This is a genomic window from Candidatus Symbiothrix dinenymphae (genome assembly GCF_001431085.1).
Map to the genome: position 1 here is coordinate 1 of NZ_BBRU01000252.1, position 577 is coordinate 577.

Here is a 577-nt window from a genome sequence, read left to right on the forward strand (position 1 = left end):
TAATAATAATGCGATATATGGAAGAGAATATGTATAACTAAATATAGGTTGCATGCTTTATTTTCAAATAAAGAGAATTTCTCATTTTACACTCTTTCATATCTCCACTTGAGCATTTGGTCATCAGGCTACATTTGTTTCAACAAAATTAATGAAGGCGCGCAAGTTTGATATCTGTTTCAAAAGTAGTGGTGATTATGATTTCTTCCGGTGGTGTTATCAAAACGACAAGCTTTTTTTGCATGTACCTGTTATTGTAGTTGCGTTTGATGCCGAAACAGGAATAAGTAAGGATGCTATCCGTGTAAAACGAGAGGATGCAAAAATAAAAGGAATAGAGTATACAATGAAATTTAAGATAGGGTTCACGCTTTTTTGTATTTTATATTTTGTTAAGCAAAAATTAAAGAGTATATTGCCACAAATGTTTGTTTTGCAAATTAAAAAGCGAAATATTGACCGAAATGCTCAAGTGGAGATATGAAAGAGTGTAAAATGAGAAATTCTCTTTATTTGAAAATAAAGCATGCAACCTATATTTAGTTATACATATTCTCTTCCATATATCGCATTATTA

Annotated in this window: 1 protein-coding gene; it reads left to right on the forward strand. The window is 30.5% G+C overall.

Annotated elements, in window-relative coordinates; genetic code table 11:
• Window positions 1-151 precede the first annotated feature (151 nt).
• Window positions 152-484: a glycosyltransferase family protein gene (locus ASC50_RS03390; RefSeq protein WP_056928715.1), complete on the forward strand. Its 333-nt coding sequence runs from the start codon at window positions 152-154 to the stop codon at window positions 482-484.
• Window positions 485-577 lie beyond the last annotated feature (93 nt).

What these genes read in the sequence shown, in the direction of transcription:
- ASC50_RS03390 (WP_056928715.1), top strand. Translation starts at nt 152, where the DNA reads ATGAAGGCGCGCAAGTTTGATATCTGTTTCAAAAGTAGTGGTGATTAT.